Here is a 16,730-nt window from a genome sequence, read left to right as displayed (position 1 = left end):
TGACGCATCTCAAATTCAATGGACGCGGGTTCGGTTATCTCTATCGGGCCAAGTCAGTGGCGGGCGATGGTCATGCAACTTCGAGGAAGTTGGTGGTTCCACGGCGCAGCGATCGCCGCCGCAATGCTGCTGTTAGCGTCGCCGGCGCGAGCAGGCTGCAATCCAAGCGACATATTCAATGCTGCCAAACAGACGGTGGGCGGACTGTCGAGTTGCGCGGATGCCTGTGCGGACGGAGCTGGGTGCGCTGCGGCGGCTGCAGCCACCGGGGTCCTCACCGAGGTCGCCGGCGCTGCGGGGCAAGGCGCGGTCAACTCGTTCTGCAGCAAAGTACAGGGAAACCTCACCCAGATCCTCGCCCAACTGCAGTCGGCGGGCGGCTCGAAGATTGGACAGGGCCTGCTCGGGGAGCTCGCCAATGTGCTGTCCGCCGTCGGTTCGCCCGCGAAGGTCATGCAATGCGCCTGCTCAACCGAGCAGGGGGCGGGTTCCCTTGGCTCGGACATCGGGCAATGCATGGAGGACGCGCTGTGCTGGCTTCAGGAAGAGATTGGTCTCGGCGCTTGCGATTGCACGCGACCACCGCCCCGTTTCGCCAATTGCGCTGCCATCGACCTGAAGAAGTGTGAAGGCAAGGACTTCCTCACCAGAATGCATGACCCTGCATGTGTTGCGCCCGGCTCGATCGGCCACTCCATCCCGAGCTGCCAGAGCACGGGGAGCTACATGGAGCCGTGGCAGCCGACATTGGCATGCACGACGACTGCCGAGGGAACACTCATCGAGCAGTTGCCCCCTTCCGCTGAGGGTACAGGTTGCGAAGGAGTGCAGTATTGCTTCTGCCCGTCGCCGATGAAGGCTGACTGGCAGGAAGTCCCCAATCCTGATTCAGGCGATCATCGATACGCCTTCGCGTGCGAGTGCCCGGACGGCACGCATCCCGGCGCCATGATGCCGAGCGGGATCTCGTCATGTCTGTGTGACAACACGAACCAGCCCGCCAACTTGGGCTTTGCGCCGTTCGGCATGTGTCCGCCGCCGGCGTGCTCCACCGGACAGGTTCGCATCGGCGGCATCGGCGACTGCATCACGCCATGCGCCGATCCGAGCCAAGGCATGGCGTTCGATGGGAGCTGCTGCAATCCGGCCCAGATGACCTCCTGCGGGCAATGCTGCCCGCCGGACACCATCCCCGACCCGAAGAGCGGCACCTGCGTTCCGCGACCTGAGCCCCCGAAATGAGGCGACAGAACATCATGGAATATTGTCGTCATACGTCGTTGGCTATCGCCGCCCGTGCGATGCTGCGCATCGTCATCGTGTCGAGCTTGGCACTCGCGCTCGTCAGCACGGCATCGGCTCAGGCCCCCCGGAGCATCTACGCGCCGGGCCAGGCGGTCGTCACCGGCTTCTCCGGCGGTCTGCGTCCGTTCGAGATCGAGCCTGGCCAGGACCCCGATCTGAACTCCTTCATTAATCCAGACGGACCGTCGCTGCGCGTCGTTGATCTCAGCCGCATGGGCGGGCCGCCGGAAGCACAGGTGGTCGGCGCTCCGAAACCGTTCACGGTGAGCGCGAAGTGGATCGGACAGGTGTTCGGTGTTGCGCTGGACGACCAGTCGCCCCCCAACATCTATGTCGCGGCGACATCGGCCTATGGGCTGCCCATCGTCGCACCCGGATCGGATGGCAAGCCGCAGCACATCAGATCCGGGAGGACCGGTGCAGTCTTCATGCCGGCACAATGGGGCCCCGGAGGAGGCCCTGGGTCGATCTGGAAGATCAACGGCCTTACCGGCGAGGTGAAGCTATTTGCGAACGTCCTCACTGAGGGAAAGGCGAACTCGGGCGCAGCGCTCGGCGCGCTCGCGTATGATTCTGCCACGAAGTCGCTGTTCGTCGCCGACCGCGAGACCGGCCTGATCCATCGCCTCGACCCGAACGGCGCGGATCTCGGCGTCTACGATCACGGCACCGCCGGCACGGCCGCCGTCGGGCTTGCGCCGATGCCGGCTGCTGCAGGGGCCGGCATTAATCTCGCGAGCCCACAGTTTGATAGCACCCGCCCCGAGACCTGGGGCTATGCCGCGACGGCACGGCGCGTGTTCGGTCTCGCGATACGCGATCGTCGTCTCTATTACGCTGTCGCCGACGGACTGCGCATCTGGTCGGTCGGCCTCAAGCCGGATGGTTCGTTCGGCTCGGACATCAGGATCGAGGTCGCAGTGCCACCCGCGGCCGGCCCGACCGAAATCTCGCGCATCACCTTCGATGATGCAGGGCGGATGTATCTTGCCGAGCGGCCGGCGCCGACTGGCGCGCAGGATTTCGAGGCGCTGTCGGCGCCATCGATCGGTCGCGCGCTGCGCTATACCATGATCGGCGTCACCGAGGCCCAACAGCCGATCTGGCAGGCCGTGCCGGACGAATATGCGGTGGGCTTCCCCGAGACCTTCCGCAACGACAATGGCGGCGTCGCCATCGGCTACAGCTACGATGAGCGCGGCAACATCAATCCCCGCTCCTGCGGCGGCTTCGTCTGGATCACCGGAGAACAGTTGCGCTACACGACCGACCCCAAGCTCTCCGCAGAGCTTGGTCATACAGACATGCTCGCAATCGACGGCCTGCAGGGAAATCCAGCTTGGCGCATCCGTCGTGGCGATGCGCCGCCGCGGACGAGCTATTTCATCGATTATGCCGATGCGCCGCCCGATCTGTCGGCCCGGGGGCATCTGGGAGACATTGCTATCCTGCGGATCTGCGCGGAGCAGCCGGCGGAGCTGCTCCCGGGCCCGCTCCCGGCCGGCGTGCCGCTGCCACCGCCGAGTTTCCGCGCCTGTCAGACGCATGTGTGCGGTCCCCCGGGTTTCCCGGTCTGTCCGATCAATCAGGTGTGGAGCAAGGGCGCTTGCGCATCGAACTGCGCGCCGCCTGAAATCCTCCTGGGCGGCAGGTGCTGTTCACCTGCCGACCTCGGACCCGGCGGTGCCTGTTCGAGCGGCTCGATTCCATCGACTGACATTGCCAAACCGATGTGCGGGGTCACCCAGACGGCGATCGGCCCCAAGCAGGAGTGCTGCAACAACGATCACATCTATTCCGGTCCGGGTGGCGTTCAGGCTTGCTGCCTGAGCGCTCTCGTGAATGGCGTTTGCGAGCCCTCCATTCCGAAAATCCCAAACGGAAAGTGCCCGGATTGCTGTTCGCCCGGCTATGTGAAGATCGCGGGCAAATGCTGCCTGAAAAGCCAGGCGACTTCGAAAGGGGTTTGCTGTCCGATCGGACAGACGCCGAGCGCCGACGGGACACAGTGCCAGCCAACGTTCAAGATTCCCAAGATCTCGCTTTGCTGTGCCGCAGGCTACGTCCCGACCGCGGCGGGCAAGTGCTGCGCGACCGCAAACCTGACGACGAGCGGCGAGTGCTGTCCGGCCGCCGTCAATCCGAAGGATCGCTCGCGATGTGTTGCGCCTGCCCAGAAGAAGTCCGTTCCGCAAGAGCCCTGCGCCGCGGGCAAGGTTCGCGACGACGAGGGCGTTTGCGTGGCGCGAAAACCCTCGCCTGTGCCTGTCGTGCCCGGGCCGTCACCGCGACGTCCCTCGATACCCAAGGTTCCAGACAAGCGCGCGCCGTCTAACACAGGCCCGATCACCTGCCCGCCCGGCATGGTTCCCGGGCCACTCGGCAAGCGCTGCTGGCCGGCCGCACGTGGTCGCATTGCGCCGCTTGCGCCTCGCTGGACTGCACCACCGCCGCTCGAGAGAGGTCGCTAGGAGCTTTGTGTGGTGCCGATGATGATGCAGTGCTCGCTTGTCGTGGTGAAGAACACGAGTGGAAGGAACTGAGGGATGATTGGAGTAACTGACATGCCGAAGCTCTCGCGCATTCGTATTCGTGCCATCACAGCAGTCACGCTCGTTGCCGCGGCGATCGCCGTACCCAGGACAGCCCAGGCTGAGTGGCAGCGCGCGGACATCGACCAGGCGATCCAGCAATATCTCGCCGCGCACCCGGAAGCCCTGGGGCCGGCAATCGAGAAATACCTGGCTGATCACCCGGAGGCGGTGCGCACTGCCCTGATGGCGCTGATTGCCAAGCGCAACGCTGTCGCCCAGACCGCGCCCGCGGCTGCGGCGGCCAGCGTCAAGCAGGCGATCAGTGACAACGCCAAGGCGCTGTACAACGCGCCGTTGCAGACGACACTCGGCGCCGCTGACGGCACCAGGACGGTGGTCGAATTTTACGACTTCAACTGCGGCTATTGCCGCAAGGCGCTCGGCGACACCCTTACGCTGATCGCCGACGAACCGAACGTGCGCATCGTGCTCAAAGAGCTTCCGATTCTCGGGCCGGACTCCGTCGAAGCCGCGAAGGTCGCGATCGCGCTGCAGATGCATCATCCCAGTGCCGGGGAATCCCTGGAGTTTCATCGCCGCCTGCTGGCGAAGAAGGGAAGGGTCGATCGTGCCGCGGCGCTTGAGGTGGCCGCAGATCTCGGCTTCAACGCAGGCGAGATCGAGAAGGATGCGGCGAGCGTCGAGGTGAACGAGGCCCTGCAGCAGAACACGCGCCTTGCCTCGGCGCTCGGCATCAATGGCACGCCGGGTTATGTCGTCGGCGACAGCATAGTCCCCGGGGCGGTCGGGGCCGCAGGGCTGAAGGCACACCTCTCGGCTGTGAAGGAACCATAGCGCGCGAGCGGCCGAGGCTTGGCACCAGCTCCGCCAAGTGCGTTCCGGTGACGTCCCCGCACAGGAACAGACGCACCTGACGCAATGCGTCGGTCATGGTGGCGACGCTGGTTGCGACATGGATGCGGCGGGCAACTGCTGGCGGTTGCCAGTGCCGCATCTGCGCATGGCCGAATTGACATTGCTCAATAGTCGCGTGAGCTATTCGAGCTACCTGATGTCATGGATGATTTTGCGCCAGGCACTCTCGAGCGTCGTCGCGCCTTGATCGCGCTCGTGAAGGATCTCGTCCACGAGCTTCATCCTCAGCGCGGCCGGTTCATGGAGGTCGAGCCTTCGAGTCGCATCGAGCGAGACCTCGGGATCGACAGCCTCGCGCGCACTGAATTGATCCTGCGCATCGAGCGGGCTTTCCACGTTCGCCTTCCGGCCCAGGCGGTCGGCGAGGCAGAAACCGTCGAGGATCTGGTCCGCGCGCTCGAACGGGCCGGCCCGACGCTGGACCGCCCGGTCTCAGTCGGGCGCCCGGTTTCGGCGCTTCCGGCCGTACCGGCCGCAAGCGAGGCGCGCACCTTGATCGAGGTGCTGGACTGGCACGCCACGCGACACGCCGACCGGCTGCATTTGACAGTATTGCAGGACGAGGCGACGACGCTCGGGACGCTCAGCTATGGAGAACTTGCGGCGAAAGCCCGGCAGGTGGCCCGTGGTCTGATCGCACGAGACATCACGGCAGGAGACCGGATTGGATTGATGCTCCCAACCAGCATCGATTTTTTCGTCGCCTTCTTCGGCATTCTCTACGCCGGCGCGATACCGGTCCCGATCTACCCGCCGATGCGCCTGTCGCAGCTTGAGGACCATCTACGGCGCCAGACCATGATTTTGCGCAATGCCGGCACCCGGATGCTGATCACCATGCCGGAAGGACGGCGATTAGCCGGCCTGCTTCGCAGTCTGGTGCAAAGCCTGGTCAGCGTCGCCAGTGTCGCCGACATCGAAGCCTCCGCGGCGCCGGCGCCGCTCCCCCATTTGAAGGATGCGAGTGCAACGGCCCTGATCCAGTATACGTCAGGCAGCACCGGTGACCCGAAAGGCGTGGTGCTCAGCCATGCGAAGCTGCTCGCCAACATCAGAGCGATGGGCACGGTGATGGAAGCCGGTTCCGCCGACGTCTTCGTCAGCTGGCTGCCGCTGTATCACGACATGGGGCTGATCGGCGCGTGGCTCGGCTGCATGCATTATGCAGCACCGCTCTACGTGATGTCGCCGTTGAGTTTTCTGATCCGACCGCAGAGCTGGCTGTGGGCGATGCATCGGTATCACGCAACGTTTTCAGCATCGCCCAATTTCGGTTTCGAGCTATGCCTTGCCAAGATCAGCGATGATGATCTCGAGGGACTCGATCTGGGCTCGCTGCGCATGGTCGCCAACGGCGCCGAACCGGTCAGCGTGCAGACTCTGCGCCAGTTTGCCGAGCGGTTCGGCCGTCACGGCTTTCCCGCAAAGGCGATGGCGCCGGTCTATGGCCTGGCCGAAAACTCCGTCGGCCTGGCTTTTCCGCCGCTCGGCCGCGGGCCGGTCATCGATCGCATCAATCGCGACGAACTGAGTATTCACGGCATCGCGAAGCCGGCACCGCCTGGCGATACAGCGGTCCTGGAGATTCCGGCGTGCGGCCAGCCGCTTCCCGGCCATGAAATCCGCGTGGTTGACGCGACCGGCCGCGAGCTGGGCGAACGGCGGGAAGGACGGATCGAGTTTCGCGGCCCATCGGCGACAAGCGGCTATTTCCGCAACGAGACGAAGACGCGCGAACTGTTCCATGGAGATTGGCTCGACACCGGCGACCGCGGCTACATGGTTGGGGGCGACATCTTCGTGACGGGACGAGTCAAGGACATCATCATACGAGCCGGCAGGCATCTCTATCCCCAAGAGATCGAGCAAGCAGTTGCCAATATCCCGGGCGTGCACAAAGGCGGCGTCGCGGTGTTCGGCGTACCCGATCGCGTCTCGGGGACGGAGCGCGTCGTCGTGCTGGTCGAAACCCGTGAGTCCGACCAACCTCGCCGCCTCGAGTTGCAGGCGCGCGCCCAGGAGGTTGTGACGGACGTCGCCGGCACGCCACCCGACGAGATCGTGTTGGCGCCGCCCCGCACAGTGCCGAAGACATCGAGCGGAAAGATTCGCCGCAGTGCGGCCCGGGAGCTATACCAAAGAGGCGATATCGATACGCACCAGGGCACACTTGGTTTGCAGTTGTTGCGTCTTGCCCTTGCCAGCGCGGCGACTCAGGCCGGTCGGCTTGGCCGACTGCTCTACGAGGACATCTATGCAGCATGGTGGTGGATCATGCTCGGCGGCGCCTTCGCTGCGGGATATCTTGCCGTGCTCATCCTTCCGACGCCGAGATCGCGCTGGTCGGCGCTCAGGCAGATCGGTCGCATTGCGCTCGCAGGGATGGGCGTTCCGCTTGCGATCAAGGGCCTGGAGAAAATCCCTGCGCAAGGGGCGGTACTCGTATTCAACCATTCCAGCTATATGGACGCCTTTGCTCTGGCTGCGACACTCCCCGGGGAGCCAGCGATCGTCGCAAAGCGTGAATTGGCCGAGCAGCTTGTCGCAGGACCAATCCTGCGCCGGCTCGATATTCCCTTCGTCGAACGTTACGACGTCTCGGGCAGCCTGACGGATGCCGCGCGACTGGGTGCGCTAGCCCGCGACCGGCGGCTTCTCGTCTTCTTTCCAGAAGGAACGTTCACCCGCAGGGCCGGGTTGTCCGGCTTCTATCTCGGCGCCTTCAAGACCGCGGCAGAAGCCGATCTTCCCGTCCTGCCGGGCATCATCGCCGGCACACGGACAATGTTGCGCAGCGATCAGTGGTTCCCGCGCTACAGCGCAGTCAGCATCGAGATCGGCGATCCGATCCAACCCGGCGGCACCGATTTTCAATCCATCATTCGGCTGCGCGACCAAGTGCGACAATGGATGCTCGCTCGTTGCGGCGAGCCGGATCTGGAAGAACTCGTCAAGCCCGAGCCGATGTCCCCCGCAGCCTGAAGGAGAGAGCCATGAAGCTCGTTTCCAGCGCCTTTGCCGACGGAGCGGTCATTCCGCGGCACTTTACCTGTGACGGAGACAACGTTTCGCCTCCTCTACAGTGGTCCGGTGCGCCAGCGGGAACGCGGAGCTTCGTGCTGCTCTGCGACGATCCCGACGCGCCCGCCGGCACTTGGCATCACTGGGCGGCCTACGACATTCCGCTCACGAAGACGGAGCTTGCCGAGAATGCCACGAATGTGATCATCAAGGAAGCGGTGAACGATTTCCACAAGACCGGCTATGGCGGGCCCTGCCCTCCACATGACCACGGGCCGCATCGTTATCATTTTCGGCTGCTCGCGCTTTCGACCGACCATGTCAGGGCCAAGGCAAACGCGTCCTGCCGGGATATCGAGCGCGAGGCACGCAAATTTGCGCTCGCGGAAGCGGTTCTTGTCGGCCGCTATGAGAGATAGCGCTGCCAACCTGAGCGCACAGAAACATGACCCATTGTCAATCAGCGGTAAAGCGCGCGTGTCGGGCATCGGCAAGAAGCTCGCGAAACGCGCCCCATTGATATGACTAGGGTGGCGTGATCGCGGCCCTCGAACTGGATCTCCGGCTCGCTCGCCTGGTGTCATCGACAATGACCGTCAGCTCATATGCGCCTCCAAACGCGGGCGCCGCACCTGCGTCAGTGCAAACCCAACAGGACTCCAATTACGGCTGGATGAAACTTCGGGGACAGGTCACATGGTGCCAAACCGGCAGACCGCGGGGCTCACTGTTGACGCAGATCAACGAGCGTCCGCGCGCTCGGACCAAATTTTAGCTGGTACAGCGACGCGTCGGGCGCGTTCGCAATGAACCGGAGCCAATCATGACCACCACGGACGCGGCGAACTCCCGCGGCGGGAGTGAAGCTCAGACCGAGCAGCGGCAATGGGAACGAATCCGCAAGCGCCCGCAAGACTACGTCGGCGCAAACCTGATCGATTATGATCAGGCCAGGCGGACCTTCTCATGGGCCGATGCGCGAGCCTTGCTCGACGGGCTTCCCGGCGGCGGTCTCAACATCGCCCATGAGGCCATCGACCGCCATATGAAGGCCGGTCGCGGCGACAAGCTTGCGCTGCGCTGGATCGGCCGCGACGACAGCACTCGCGATTTCACCTATGCCGCGCTCGGCGCCCAGGTGAACCGCTTCGCCAACACCCTGGCCCGGCACGAGATAAGGAAGGGCGACCGGGTCTTCTCGCTGCTCGGGCGGGTGCCGGAACTCTACATCGCAGCCCTCGGCACGTTGAAGAATGGCGGCGTGTTTTCACCCTTGTTCTCGGCGTTCGGACCCGAGCCCATCAAGGCGCGCATGACGATCGGCGGAGCCAAGGCGCTCATCACCACCGAAGCCTTCTATCGCCGCAAGATCGAGCCCTGGCGCAGGGAGCTCGCCAGCCTGGAAAGACTGTTCCTGACTGAATGCTCGGCCACTTTGCCGCCCGATACGATCGACCTTGCTGCGGCGCTTGCGGAGGCCTCTGAAGTCTTCGAGACGGTGCGGACCCTCCCTGAGGATATGGCGCTGCTCCATTTCACCAGCGGCACGACCGGCACGCCCAAGGGAGCGGTGCATGTGCACGAGGCGGTCATCGCCCACAATGTGACCGGCAAGCTCGTGCTCGACTTTCATCCCGACGATATTTTCTGGTGCACCGCAGACCCGGGATGGGTCACCGGGACTTCTTACGGAATCATTTCGCCACTGACCAATGGCGTGACCATGGTCATCGACCAGGCCGAGTTCGACACCGAGCGCTGGTACCGCATTCTGCAGGATCAGAAAATCACGGTCTGGTACACCGCGCCGACCGCGATCCGCATGTTGATGAAAGCCGGCGCCGAATTTGCCAAGAAGTTCGACCTGTCGACGCTGCGCCTGCTTGCCAGCGTCGGCGAGCCGCTCAATCCGGAAGCCGTGATGTGGGGCATGGAGGCTTTCGGCAAGCCGTTCCACGATAATTGGTGGCAGACCGAGACCGGCGGCATCATGATCACGAATTTTCTGTCGATGGACGTGAAGCCGGGGTCGATGGGCCGACCACTACCCGGCATCGAGGCCGGCATCGTCGAACGATTGGAAGGCGGCGGGCTGCGCGAGATTGCCAAGCCGATGGCCATGGGCGAATTGGCCTTGCATCCGGGCTGGCCGTCGATGATGCGGGGCTATCTGAACGAGGAGGCGCGCTACAAGAAGTGCTTTGCAGGCGGCTGGTATCTCACCGGTGACCTCGCGATGCGCGACAGCGATGGCTATTACTGGTTCGTCGGCCGCGCCGACGACGTCATCAAGAGCTCCGGCCATCTGATCGGACCTTTCGAGGTGGAGAGCACCCTGATGGAGCACAAGGCCGTTGCGGAAGCCGGCGTGATTGGCATCCCGGAGCCCACTGCCGGCGAGGTGGTCAAGGCCTATGTGGCGCTCAACCCGGGCTTTGCGCCGAGCGACGCGCTGCGAAAGGAGCTCCTCGGCCACGCGCGGCAGCGGCTCGGACCGGCGGTCGCGCCAAAGGACATCGCGTTCCGCCAGAACCTGCCGAAGACTCGCAGCGGCAAGATCATGCGGCGCCTCCTCAAGGCCCGCGAACTCGGTCTGCCCGAAGGCGACCTCTCCACTCTCGAAAGCGAGGAACGATGACGGTTGCAGCCACAAAGCCGCATTTGTCGCGCGAGCACATGCTGGGTCTGCTCAAGCACATGATCCGCATCCGCCGCTTCGAGGAGAAATGTGCCGAATTGTACACTCAGGAGAAGATCCGCGGCTTCATGCATCTCTACGACGGCGAGGAAGCGGTCGCTGTCGGAGTGATAACCGCGCTGGAAAAACGCGATCGGATCGTGGCGACATATCGCGAGCACGGGCAGGCCCTGGTGCGCGGCGTGCCGATGACAACCGTGATGGCCGAGATGTACGGCAAGCAGGAAGGCTGCAGCCGCGGACGTGGCGGCTCGATGCACTTGTTCAACGCCGCGACCAATTTCTATGGCGGCAATGCCATTGTCGGTGGCGGCCTGCCGTTGGCGATCGGCCTTGCGCTCGCCTCCCATATGCAGGGCGATGATCTCGTCACGGCATGCTTCTTCGGAGACGGCGCGGTGGCCGAAGGCGAATTCCACGAAAGCCTGAATCTGGCGGAGCTTTGGCAGTTGCCGGTGTTGTTCGTGTGCGAAAACAATCTCTACGCCATGGGAACCGCGCTCGCCCTTTCGGAATCCGAAACTGACATCCAGCGCAAGGCGGCATGCTACCGCATCACTTCGGAAGCCGTCGATGGCATGGATGTGGTGGCGGTCGAGGCGGCGGCCCGCCGCGCGGTCCAGGCGGTGCGCAAAACGCGCATGCCCTATTTTCTTGAATGCCGCACCTATCGGCTGCGCGCGCATTCAATGTTCGATCCCCAGCTCTACCGCGACAAGGCCGAGGTCGAGTCGTGGCGTCCACGGGAGCCGATTGTGCGTTTCCAGGGATGGCTCGAGGCCAATCACATGGTCCATCCGGACGAGGTGTCCCGCATGACGGCCGAGATCGATGCCGAAATCGCTGAAGCAGTCGTTTTTGCTGAGGCCGGGACATGGGAGCCGACCGAGCAACTGAGCCGCTTTGTTTATGCAGACAGAGCGGTCCCCACCGGGATGTGAGGTTTCATGCAGCAGGTGGCACCCAGGACCAATGCAATCGAGATGACCTATCGCGAGGCGGTGCGTGCAGCGCTTCGGGACGCGCTCAGCCGCGACAACCGCGTCTTTCTGATGGGTGAGGACGTCGGTCGCTATGGCGGCTGCTACGCGGTGAGTCACGGACTGCTCGCCGAATTCGGGCCGCAGCGGATTCGCGATACGCCGCTCTCGGAGTCAGGCTTTACCGGCGCCGGCATTGGCGCAGCAATGGCTGGCATGCGGCCGATCGTCGAGCTGATGACGGTCAATTTCAGCCTGCTCGCGCTCGATCAGATCCTCAACAATGCAGCGACGGTGCGCCACATGTCGGGCAATCAGTTCGGCGTGCCGCTTGTGATCCGCATGGCCACCGGTGCCGGCCGCCAGCTGGCAGCCCAACATTCCCACAGCCTTGAAGGCTGGTACGCACATATTCCCGGCATCAAGGTGCTCGCGCCGGCAACCTTGGAAGATGCCCGCGGCATGCTGTGGACCGCCCTACAGGAACCCGACCCGGTGCTGATCTTCGAGAACGTCATGCTCTACAACATGTCGGGCAAGCTCGCGTCCGGTGCCGGAGCCGTCAATATCGACAAGGCTGCCGTGCGCCGCCAGGGCCGCGATATTTCTCTCATCACCTATGGCGGGTCGCTCTGGAAGACGCTCGAGGCTGCGACCGCGCTCGCAACCGATGGCATCGATGCCGAGGTGATCGATCTGCGCAGTCTGCGGCCGCTCGACGACGCCACGATCATGACTTCGGTGGCCAAGACCCGACGTGCCGTCATCGTCGACGAAGGCTGGCGCTCCGGGAGCCTGGCGGCAGAGATCGGCATGCGCATCGTCGAACAAGCCTTCTGGTCGCTCGACGCGCCGATCGGGCGGGTTTGCAGCGAGGAGGTGCCGATCCCCTACCCTCACCACCTCGAAAACGCGGCACTGCCACAGACAGCGAAGATCGTGACCGCTGCGAAAACGGCGCTCGGCCGGACGTGAGGCGGGCCGTGGCCGAATTCCTCATGCCCTCTCTCGGCGCCGATATGGAAGCCGGCACGCTGGTGGAATGGCTGGTGAAGCCGGGAGACCGGGTCAAACGCGGCGATATTGTTGCGGTGGTCGAGACACAGAAGGGCGCGATCGAGATCGAAACCTTCCTGGCCGGCGAAATCGAAAAATTCCTCGTCAATCTTCACAGCAAGGTGCCAGTCGGAACGCCGCTAGCACTGATCCGTACCGACGGTGAAGAAAGAGCCGCCGTCACAGCGCCGGTGCCACCGCCGTTACCTCTGCCAACCGCGCATCCCCCGATTGCGGTGCCCTCCCAACCACCGCCCACGCCGATCGGCGCGCCAATGCCGCCACCGCTTGCGGCTGCTGTCGTGGGACGGCTTCCCGCTTCGCCTGCCGCACGACGGCTCGCCGCAGAACGCGGCGTCGATCTCTCCACCATCACCGGCAGTGGACCGGGCGGAGCAATCGTCTACGTCGACGTGGAGCGACAGTCCGGCGCAACCCCGCCACCAACCGAAAAGAGGCGCGCGGGCTGGCTTGATCTCGCGGCGATGCGGACAGCCATCGCGGCCGCAATGGCCCGGTCGAAGCGGGAGATCCCACACTATTATCTTGAACATCAGATCGACGTCACGCCATGCGAACACTGGCTGGCCGACCAAAACGTGGCGCTTCCGCCCGACAGCCGCCTTTTGATCGGCGCGCTTGCGCTGAAGGCGGTCGCGCTGGCGATTCGTCGCTTTCCAGCCTTCAACGGCTTCTACCGCGACAACAAATTCGAGCCGTCAAAGGCGGTGCATGTCGGGGTTGCCATTGCGATCCGCGGCGGCGGCTTGGCGGCGCCGGCTCTGCATGACGCGGACCGACTGCCGCTCCACGACTTGATGAGCAGCTTACGCGACCTGGTGCAACGAACGCGCTCGGGGCGGATTCGCAGTTCGGAACTGTCAGATCCGACGATCACAGTATCCAGCCTAGGCGAGCGCGGAGTCGAAGCTCTCTATGCCATCATCTATCCACCCCAGGTCGCGATCGTTGGCTTTGGTAAGGTCGTTACGCGTCCCTGGATCATCGATGGCGTGATCGGCCCCCGTTCCGTGGTGACCATGACGCTGGCAGGTGATCATCGCGTGACCGATGGACACGCCGGCGCCTTGTTTCTGGCCGAGATCGGCAGACTTTTGCAGGAGCCTGAAAAGCTATGACCGAGATCGAGATTCGCAGAACCATGCAGGGGGAGCTCAGCGAAATCGTCAAGCAGGAGCTTAACAACATCGCGCCAGAAGTCGATCTGGCAAACATTGATCCAGCAGCTGATTTGCGCGAGACCGTCGATATTGACTCGATAGACTTCCTGAACCTCGTGACCGCCCTACATCACCGGACGGGCATCGATATTCCGGAGATCGACTATCCCAAACTCGTTACTCTCTCCGGAATGATCGCCTATCTCAGAGCCAAACTGGAATCGGCCAAGGAGTAAGTTGGTTGCGCCCGCGGGAATTGCGAGTTCTGAGCCTTGCCCGGCAACTTCAATCGCCGGCCGCTTGAATCAGGATGCAACGGGCGGCGGCGCGCGCCCCCCGGTCGGAGCGATGCTGGGCTCTGTCTAAGGACGAGAAGTCCTGTTTCTGCTAGGCAGTCGGCACGCGATAGCGTGCCCACAGCAACGCGATTGCACAAGATCCGAGTCTCGCCAGTGATTTGTCGGCCCGGCTCGTCAGAATGATGGGAACGCGAGCACCGATCACAACGCCCGCAACGTCCGCGCCGGCGAGATATTCGAGTTGCTTTGCCAGCATGTTACCCGCCTCGATGTCGGGCACAACAAAGATATCGGCCCGTCCGGCAACCGGAGAGACGATGCCTTTGCTCGTCGCCGCCTCCCTGGAAACGGCATTATCGAAGGCGAGTGGCCCGTCGATGACGGCTCCAGTGATCTGACCGCGATCCGCCATCTTGCAGAGTGCCGCCGCATCGATCGTGGAGCGAATCTTCTCGGTAACAGTTTCGATCGCCGAGAGAATTGCGACGTGAGGCGACGGATTGCCAAGCGCATGCGCAAGGTCAACTGCGTTTTGCACAATATCCCTTTTGTCGGAGAGATTTGGATAGATGTTGATGGCTGCGTCGGTCACGAAAAGCGGCCGCGGATAGAGCGGGGTGTCGATGACAAATATGTGGCTCATCCTGCGCTCGGTCCGCAGCTTCTCCTCAGCCAGGATCGGCATCATGAATTCATCTGTATGCAGGCTGCCCTTCATCAGCGCTTCCACCCTGCGGTCGCGGGCGAGGGCGGCCGCCTGTACAGCGGCCGCATGGCTGTGCTCAGCCGGAACGAGTTCGTAAGGGGTCAAATCGAGCTTGGCCTGCTCGGCCGCCGCCCGTATCTTCGCCTCGGGCCCGACCATCACGGGCAGAATCAAGCCCGCTCGCGCTGCTTCGATGGCACCGCTGAGAGACAGGGCATCAACTGGATGGACGACGGCTGTGCGGAGGGGCTGCAGGCCTTCCGCTTGCTCAATGATCCTCTGATAGTGACGGCCCTTCGCTTCGGGGCGGACAGACGCGCCTCCTTGCTGGACTGTGATGGTTCCGCTGTCCATAGGATTCATCCGACATGACTCCGCTCGGAGATGCTTGTCATATCCAGCCCCATGGACAGACGGGTGCCATGAGGTAAATCAAAGGTCTGACGACCAAGCAGGCGGCTTGAGAGAAACGTCAATCCAGCCACGGAGGCTGCGAGGCTGGAGCGGATCGGCGATATCCAGCATTGCTTCAAACTGCCTTTCTGCGCAGGGCTGGTCATGACACGTCCTGCGCAGGGGTGGTCATGACACGTCGCGTGCCTGCATCGTTGTTACTTGGCAGCGAATTGCAGAAGCTCGTCAGCCTTGCGCCCAGCGTCGTGATCGTTGTGCCGTCACGGACTGGCTGTTCACGTTCGGCTGAGGCAGGTCGCATGTGGCCGGAGACGAAAACGATCCATCTCGTCTCCAATCGGCTCTCGAACGGCGCTACGATCCCTTGCGCTCGTTTTCGGTCCCGATACCGGGCGCCGACTTCTCCGAGCCAGCCCCGAGATAATGTTCGAACCAGCGAGCAGCATGCTCAATAACCGCCTCCAGCGCTCCCGGCTCGGGAAACAGGTGGCTGGCACCCGGAATGATTTCCAAGGCCTTCAAACCCTGCAGCCGTGCCAACGCCTCCTCGTTGAGTTCGATCACGCCGACATCCGCTCCTCCCACAACAAGGAGGGTGGGGGCCCGAACTTCATCAAGGAAGTCACCAGCAAGGTCCGGACGGCCGCCCCGCGATACGACAGCCCTCACGCGGCGGGGAAATTTCGCGGCCGCAACGAGTGCAGCCGCAGCTCCAGTGCTGGCCCCAAACAGGCCCAGGGGAAGTCTTGCGAGAGACGGCTGTGCATCCAGCCAGCTGACAACGCCAGCGAGCCGGTCCGCTAGCAGCGAGATATCGAAGACGTTGGCCCGATCATCCTCTTCATCGTCGGTGAGAAGATCGAATAGAAGCGTCGCCATACCCCGGGTGTTCAATGCGTCTGCGACCGCCCGGTTTCGCGGACTCAACCGACTTGAACCACTCCCATGTACGAAGGCGACAATTGCATAGGCATCTCCCGGGACATGCAACACTCCTGCAAGACCAATCGGCGGGATCCGGATGTCGTGGGTGTCACTTCTTACCTGTGCCATCGATAAAGCGGCTCCTCGGTAGAGGCCGCAACCTTGTATTCTCGATAGGCTTTGTTTCTTGACACAGATCAATGAGTGTCCGGTTCTCCGGTGACGATCTTACAATCACCAATTGTCACGGCGAGCGGAAAATGGCGCTCTTCGAGCGAGATTGGGTGTGATCTACGCGAAAGCTTCTATAGCGCGCGTCGGGTCGCTTGACTGGCTTTTCCGCGAATATAAGCAGACGAAGGCGTATCTTGAGAAGGTCTCGAAGCGGTCGTGGCCAAGCTATGAGCACAGCATGCAAGCCGTCTGCGATCTGCGAAACAAAAAAGGTGAGCGCATCGGATCGCTGCCGATCAAGAGTATCACCCCGCGCGCCGCGAATAGCGCGGGCGAAAGTGTCCTCTTTCGGCGCGGCGAAAAACTCGTCGGCCTATGCCGCAAGGCATGGCGCGTAGTTCACCGACTATACCCGGCCGAATTCGCCGTCGAGTGTGAACGTGACGGGCAGACCAAATTTCCTTCCGCATCCGTTGAACGAGCTTCTGCATGCCGGAGAACG

Annotated in this window: 13 protein-coding genes; 10 read left to right on the top strand and 3 right to left on the bottom strand. The window is 63.1% G+C overall.

Annotation, left to right across the window (positions count from 1 at the left end):
* Positions 1–72: 72 nt before the first annotated feature.
* The 10 genes from QX128_RS20325 (at position 73) to QX128_RS20280 (ending at position 13,947) form a co-directional block, all read left to right on the top strand.
* Positions 73–1,242, top strand: coding sequence for a hypothetical protein (locus QX128_RS20325; RefSeq protein WP_316238331.1), 1,170 nt, complete (start codon positions 73–75; stop codon positions 1,240–1,242).
* Positions 1,239–3,776 (top strand): hypothetical protein, encoded by a 2,538-nt coding sequence (locus tag QX128_RS20320; protein WP_316238330.1) that lies wholly within the window; start codon positions 1,239–1,241, stop codon positions 3,774–3,776. The genes QX128_RS20325 and QX128_RS20320 overlap by 4 nt, the downstream gene beginning before the upstream one ends.
* Positions 3,777–3,869: 93 nt before the next feature.
* On the top strand, positions 3,870–4,694 hold the full coding sequence (locus tag QX128_RS20315) for a DsbA family protein (protein ID WP_316238329.1): 825 nt from the start codon (positions 3,870–3,872) through the stop codon (positions 4,692–4,694).
* A gap of 222 nt (positions 4,695–4,916) precedes the next feature.
* Positions 4,917–7,757, top strand: coding sequence for an AMP-binding protein (locus tag QX128_RS20310; RefSeq protein WP_316238328.1), 2,841 nt, complete (start codon positions 4,917–4,919; stop codon positions 7,755–7,757).
* Positions 7,758–7,768: 11 nt separating this feature from the next.
* Positions 7,769–8,215: a YbhB/YbcL family Raf kinase inhibitor-like protein gene (locus QX128_RS20305; protein ID WP_316238327.1), complete on the top strand. Its 447-nt coding sequence runs from the start codon at positions 7,769–7,771 to the stop codon at positions 8,213–8,215.
* A 404-nt stretch (positions 8,216–8,619) separates the two neighbouring features.
* On the top strand, positions 8,620–10,434 hold the full coding sequence (gene acsA / locus QX128_RS20300; RefSeq protein ID WP_316238326.1) for an acetate--CoA ligase: 1,815 nt from the start codon (positions 8,620–8,622) through the stop codon (positions 10,432–10,434).
* On the top strand, positions 10,431–11,435 hold the full coding sequence (pdhA, locus tag QX128_RS20295; protein WP_315802374.1) for a pyruvate dehydrogenase (acetyl-transferring) E1 component subunit alpha: 1,005 nt from the start codon (positions 10,431–10,433) through the stop codon (positions 11,433–11,435). The genes acsA and pdhA overlap by 4 nt, the downstream gene beginning before the upstream one ends.
* Before the next feature lie 6 nt (positions 11,436–11,441).
* The gene (locus QX128_RS20290) at positions 11,442–12,449 is read left to right on the top strand and encodes an alpha-ketoacid dehydrogenase subunit beta (RefSeq protein ID WP_315802373.1); all 1,008 of its coding nucleotides are present in this window, start codon (positions 11,442–11,444) and stop codon (positions 12,447–12,449) included.
* Between the two features lie 8 nt (positions 12,450–12,457).
* Complete coding sequence (locus QX128_RS20285) at positions 12,458–13,669, top strand: dihydrolipoamide acetyltransferase family protein (protein WP_315802372.1); 1,212 nt, start codon at positions 12,458–12,460, stop codon at positions 13,667–13,669.
* Complete coding sequence (locus QX128_RS20280; RefSeq protein ID WP_316178390.1) at positions 13,666–13,947, top strand: acyl carrier protein; 282 nt, start codon at positions 13,666–13,668, stop codon at positions 13,945–13,947. Before QX128_RS20285 ends, QX128_RS20280 begins: the two co-directional genes overlap by 4 nt.
* A 151-nt stretch (positions 13,948–14,098) precedes the next feature.
* Here the strand turns inward: QX128_RS20280 and QX128_RS20275 are convergent, their stop codons facing one another.
* The 3 genes from QX128_RS20275 to QX128_RS20265 form a co-directional block, all read right to left on the bottom strand.
* Positions 14,099–15,070, bottom strand: coding sequence for a bifunctional enoyl-CoA hydratase/phosphate acetyltransferase (locus tag QX128_RS20275; protein ID WP_315802370.1), 972 nt, complete (start codon positions 15,068–15,070; stop codon positions 14,099–14,101).
* A gap of 5 nt (positions 15,071–15,075) precedes the next feature.
* A complete protein-coding gene (locus QX128_RS20270; RefSeq protein ID WP_316238325.1) occupies positions 15,076–15,276 on the bottom strand; it encodes a hypothetical protein in 201 nt (66 codons plus the stop codon).
* Between the two features lie 208 nt (positions 15,277–15,484).
* Entirely contained in the window at positions 15,485–16,009 is a 525-nt protein-coding gene (locus QX128_RS20265) for a dienelactone hydrolase family protein (RefSeq protein ID WP_315802369.1), read from the bottom strand.
* Between the last annotated feature and the right edge of the window lie 721 nt (positions 16,010–16,730).

It is taken from the genome of Bradyrhizobium sp. SZCCHNR1015 (assembly GCF_032489875.1).
In the GTDB taxonomy this organism is placed as follows: domain Bacteria; phylum Pseudomonadota; class Alphaproteobacteria; order Rhizobiales; family Xanthobacteraceae; genus Bradyrhizobium.
This window is presented reverse-complemented; position numbering and strand designations above follow the sequence as displayed.

Bases quoted from the DNA above. Each gene is read 5' to 3' on its own strand.
- pdhA (WP_315802374.1), top strand. From the start codon at position 10,431: ATGACGGTTGCAGCCACAAAGCCGCATTTGTCGCGCGAGCACATGCTG.
- QX128_RS20275 (WP_315802370.1), bottom strand. From the start codon at position 15,070: ATGGACAGCGGAACCATCACAGTCCAGCAAGGAGGCGCGTCTGTCCGC.
- QX128_RS20325 (WP_316238331.1), top strand. From the start codon at position 73: ATGCAACTTCGAGGAAGTTGGTGGTTCCACGGCGCAGCGATCGCCGCC.
- QX128_RS20320 (WP_316238330.1), top strand. From the start codon at position 1,239: ATGAGGCGACAGAACATCATGGAATATTGTCGTCATACGTCGTTGGCT.
- QX128_RS20270 (WP_316238325.1), bottom strand. From the start codon at position 15,276: ATGACCAGCCCTGCGCAGAAAGGCAGTTTGAAGCAATGCTGGATATCG.
- QX128_RS20265 (WP_315802369.1), bottom strand. From the start codon at position 16,009: ATGGCGACGCTTCTATTCGATCTTCTCACCGACGATGAAGAGGATGAT.
- acsA (WP_316238326.1), top strand. From the start codon at position 8,620: ATGACCACCACGGACGCGGCGAACTCCCGCGGCGGGAGTGAAGCTCAG.
- QX128_RS20315 (WP_316238329.1), top strand. From the start codon at position 3,870: ATGCCGAAGCTCTCGCGCATTCGTATTCGTGCCATCACAGCAGTCACG.
- QX128_RS20305 (WP_316238327.1), top strand. From the start codon at position 7,769: ATGAAGCTCGTTTCCAGCGCCTTTGCCGACGGAGCGGTCATTCCGCGG.
- QX128_RS20290 (WP_315802373.1), top strand. From the start codon at position 11,442: ATGCAGCAGGTGGCACCCAGGACCAATGCAATCGAGATGACCTATCGC.
- QX128_RS20310 (WP_316238328.1), top strand. From the start codon at position 4,917: ATGGATGATTTTGCGCCAGGCACTCTCGAGCGTCGTCGCGCCTTGATC.
- QX128_RS20280 (WP_316178390.1), top strand. From the start codon at position 13,666: ATGACCGAGATCGAGATTCGCAGAACCATGCAGGGGGAGCTCAGCGAA.